The sequence below is a fragment of the Inquilinus sp. genome (assembly GCF_057815775.1).
This window is the reverse complement of record NZ_JBYRFX010001033.1, coordinates 1-3,856: the sequence shown is the minus strand read 5'-3', so window position 1 is coordinate 3,856 and position 3,856 is coordinate 1. Positions and strand designations below refer to the sequence as shown.

General features: G+C 65.1%; 4 protein-coding genes and 1 pseudogene. 1 reads left to right on the top strand and 4 read right to left on the bottom strand.

Annotation, left to right across the window (positions count from 1 at the left end):
- Both AC3XYG_RS36780 and AC3XYG_RS36775 read right to left on the bottom strand, forming a co-directional pair.
- A partial coding sequence (locus AC3XYG_RS36780) for a hypothetical protein (protein ID WP_489144858.1) occupies positions 1 to 215 on the bottom strand: 215 nt, incomplete at its 3' end.
- Positions 216 to 403: 188 nt separating this feature from the next.
- Positions 404 to 610 (bottom strand): cold-shock protein, encoded by a 207-nt coding sequence (locus tag AC3XYG_RS36775; protein ID WP_138887178.1) that lies wholly within the window; start codon positions 608 to 610, stop codon positions 404 to 406.
- Positions 611 to 1,174: 564 nt separating this feature from the next.
- On the opposite strand from AC3XYG_RS36775, the gene AC3XYG_RS36770 reads away from it, so the two are divergent.
- Positions 1,175 to 2,209, top strand: coding sequence for a calcium-binding protein (locus AC3XYG_RS36770; protein ID WP_489144857.1), 1,035 nt, complete (start codon positions 1,175 to 1,177; stop codon positions 2,207 to 2,209).
- Between the two features lie 57 nt (positions 2,210 to 2,266).
- On the opposite strand, the gene AC3XYG_RS36765 is transcribed toward AC3XYG_RS36770, so the two are convergent.
- Both AC3XYG_RS36765 and AC3XYG_RS36760 read right to left on the bottom strand, forming a co-directional pair.
- Entirely contained in the window at positions 2,267 to 3,508 is a 1,242-nt protein-coding gene (locus AC3XYG_RS36765) for an argininosuccinate synthase (RefSeq protein WP_489144856.1), read from the bottom strand.
- Positions 3,509 to 3,672: 164 nt separating this feature from the next.
- Positions 3,673 to 3,856: pseudogene (locus AC3XYG_RS36760) on the bottom strand (glutathione-dependent disulfide-bond oxidoreductase); the annotation flags it as partial.

Here is a 3,856-nt window from a genome sequence, read left to right as displayed (position 1 = left end):
CGGTCGGCCCTGACCCGTGCGGGGGATCCGGCGGGCAGGGCGGCGGCGGTTGCCGCATATCCCTGGTTCAGCTGTTCGGAGATGGAATTGCCGATCCGCGCCAGATCGTGCAGCACCTCCAGCTCCAGCGCCGCCCAATCCCGCTCATGCGTCTCACAGCCTGGGCTTGTGGTGCCGGCGGGGGCGGTTGCGGGATTGAGCGGGGCTTGGGTCATGGGGACAGCATGACCCCGATGGGTGGATGGTCACAATGAACAAAACGTGTACGAAGACGGAGTGCGAAGCCCCTTCGCGTTGCCTCGCCCGCCTGGCGGGAGCGGCAACATGCAGTCCCCCGCAAACAAAAACGGGCGGCATCCCTGGGGAGGCCGCCCGTTTTGGTTTCAGCGTTCTGCGCTGTCCGTCAGGACACTTGCAGATTCGCCGCCGACTCCCGGCCATCCCGGCCGCGCGCCAGTTCGAACGTGACCTGCTGGCCTTCGTTCAATGACCGCAGCCCGGCGGCTTCGACCGCCGAAATGTGGACGAACACGTCCTTACCGCCGTTGTCCGGCTGGATGAACCCGAAGCCCTTGGTGGTGTTGAACCACTTCACGGTACCAGTCGCCATACGTCACTCCATGGGCAGCAAAGGCCGCCGTCGTTCACGACCGAATGGAATCCCGGCCGCGTCGGCCAAGTGAGCCGAAGCCAGTCACATAGGAACCGCCCCCGCGCTCGCCTAGAGCGACATTGTGGATTCGACCGAAACTTGCGCGGCGAGACTGTCGCAATGCATCCGGCAAACCTCGGAAATAGCTGGTTATTCAGACTCGACGGTGCAGTTCCCTTGGCCGCCGACCGCGACTCCGGCACGCGTTATGGGCCGGCTGAGGACCAGGCATGGGACCATGCTGGCAGGACCGGGCGTCTTTGCCGCAGGGACCGGGAACCGTCCGGGGCGCCCAGGTGTTTGGGACACGGATTTTCAGTTCGCGATGCTGCACCCCAATGTAGAAGCCGCATTCAGCGATTTAAAAAATCATTCTGAAAATAAATACAGAATCCAATCTAAATTCTCATAGCCTTTGTCAGTCTAGACAAAGGGAAAAACTTCTGATGATTCATGCAAACGTCACGATTCTGAGTATTATGCCTGGGGCAAAGACCTTGCCGCATAGAGGAGTATTCAGTGATGCCGAATCTTATTCTGGGGGGCCTGGGCGACGACATCCTTGTCGGGTCCACAGGCGATGATCTGATCATCGATGTCTTCGGGAACGACCGGATCAACGGCGACCTGGGCAACGACACCATCCTGGCCGGCCTGGGCAACGACATCGCCAAAGGCGGCGATGGCAACGACACCATCGATGGCGGCCAAGGCGACGACCTGGTGCGCGGCGACGACGGCAACGACAACCTCACGGGCAATGTCGGCAACGACGTCGTCCATGGCGGCAATGGCGACGACCACATCAACGGCGACCAGGGCAGCGACCTCGTCTATGGCGACGACGGCAACGACTACGTCTTCGGCGGCCAGGGCGACGACAAGGTCTATGGCGGCAACGGCAACGACCATCTCTTCGGCAGCGAGGGCAACGACCTCGTCGTCGGCGGGCTCGGCGATGACGTCCTGAGCGGCGACAACGGCCGGAACACCGCGCACACCAAGGTGGGCGTCGGCAACGACGTGCTCGAGGGCGGCTCAGGCAACGACACGCTCATCACCGGCGATGGCATCGACACCCTCACGGGCGGCGCCGGCAACGACACCTTCCTGTTCCGCTTCCACGACCCGGAGGCCGGCTCGAGCCAGGGCTACAGCAACATCACCGACTTCGATCCGGCGCACGACAAGTTCGCCTTCGACGCGGTGGGCATCGGCACGGACGGCGCCGGCGAGAACTTCGTCAACCACGCCACGGGCGGGTCCGGCACGGCGGTGGACACGTTCTTCAGCGGCGCGGCGTCCGGCGCGAATGGCGAGCATGTGGTCGTGGTCACCGACCAGGGCTTCACCTCGGCCAGCAATGCCGCGCGCGGCATCACGGGCGAGCATGCCGGCGACATCATCGTCTATTACGACAGCAAGACCGACACAGCAAACCTGGCCTATGTCACCTCGACCAACCAGGCGGACACCTTCGCCCACCTGACCGACGTCCACAGCGTGGACGATCTGGCCAACCTGCACCTGACGGCGTCGGACTTCACCTTCGTCTGATCGACCGGCACGGACCCGCGCCCCGCTTCGGCGGGGCGCTTACTATCCGTCCGAGCCTTACTTGCCCCGGGCCATCGCGCCCAGACGCAGGCGCAACGCGTTGAGCTTGATGAAGCCCTGCGCGTCGCGCTGGTCGTACACCGAATCCTCCTCGAAGGTGACGTAGTCGAGGCGGTACAGGCTGTTCGGGCTCTTGCGGCCGGCGACGATGACGTTGCCCTTCCACAGCTTCAGCCGGACGGTGCCGTTGACCCGCTCCTGGGTCTTGTCGACCAGCGCCTGGATCGCCTCGCGCTCCGGCGAATACCAGAAGCCGTTGTAGATCAGCTCGGCATAGCGCGGCATCACCTCGTCCTTGAGGTGGGCGGCGCCACGGTCGAGCGTGATCGATTCGATCGCCCGGTGCGCGGCCAGCAGCACGGTGCCGCCCGGGGTCTCATAGATGCCGCGGCTCTTCATGCCGACGAAGCGGTTCTCGACCAGGTCCAGCCGGCCGACACCGTTCTGGCCGCCCAGCTCGTTCAGCCGGGTCAGCACCGAAGCCGGCGACAGGCGCTCGCCGTCGATGCCGACCGCGTCGCCCTGCTCGAACTCGATCTCGACATAGGTCGGCGCATCCGGCGCCTCGGCCGGGCTGACCGAGCGGGTGTACATCGCCTCATCAGGCTCGACCCAGGGGTCCTCCAGCGCCTTGCCCTCGTAGGAGATGTGCAGCAGGTTGGCGTCGGTCGAATACGGCGCCTCGCCGTACTTGTCCTTGGCGATCGGAATCTGCCGCTCTTCGGCATAGGCCAGGAGGCGGGTGCGGCTGGTCAGGTCCCACAGCCGCCAGGGCGCGATCACCTTGATGTGCGGGTTCAGCGCATAGGCCGACAGCTCGAACCGGACCTGGTCGTTGCCCTTGCCGGTGGCGCCATGGGCGACGGCATCGGCGCCGACCTCGGCCGCGATCTCGACCAGGTGCTTGGAGATCAGCGGCCGGGCGATCGACGTGCCAAGCAGGTAGACGCCTTCATAGAGGGCGTTGGCGCGGAACATCGGGAACACGAAGTCGCGCACGAACTCCTCGCGCACGTCGCGGATGAAGATGTTCTGCGGCTTGATGCCCAGCAGTTCCGCCTTCTTCCGCGCCGGCTCCAGCTCTTCGCCCTGGCCGAGATCGGCGGTGAAAGTCACGACCTCGCAGTCATAGGTCTCCTGCAGCCATTTCAGGATGACCGAGGTGTCGAGCCCGCCCGAATAGGCGAGAACCACCTTCTTGACCTGCTGCTGCCCCGCTTGCTCGCCAACCGCCGCCATGCCTGCCTCCGCGATAAAAACCGCCGGACATTAGGAGGAACGGCGCGGCCGGGCAACATGCGAGCCATGCGGCCCGGTCAGGGCGCCGCAGCGTCTGCGCCCCGGCCGGTTCAGAGCGGGCGGACTCCACCGGCAAACGATGCCGGCGGAGTCCGCGAAGGGCCCTATTCCTTTGCCGCCAGCTTGTCCTGGGTCTTGGTGTCGAAATCGCTGGCGTCGTGGCGCTCGTGCAGCTGCTCGGACGGCTCGCCGAACAGGCGGTTGACGATGCGGCCGCGCTTCACCGCCGGCCGGGCATCGATGGCGTGGGCCCAGCGCTGCACGTGCTTGTAGGACTGCACGTCGAGG

Bases quoted from the DNA above. Each gene is read 5' to 3' on its own strand.
- AC3XYG_RS36775 (WP_138887178.1), bottom strand. From the start codon at position 610: ATGGCGACTGGTACCGTGAAGTGGTTCAACACCACCAAGGGCTTCGGG.
- AC3XYG_RS36770 (WP_489144857.1), top strand. From the start codon at position 1,175: ATGCCGAATCTTATTCTGGGGGGCCTGGGCGACGACATCCTTGTCGGG.
- AC3XYG_RS36765 (WP_489144856.1), bottom strand. From the start codon at position 3,508: ATGGCGGCGGTTGGCGAGCAAGCGGGGCAGCAGCAGGTCAAGAAGGTG.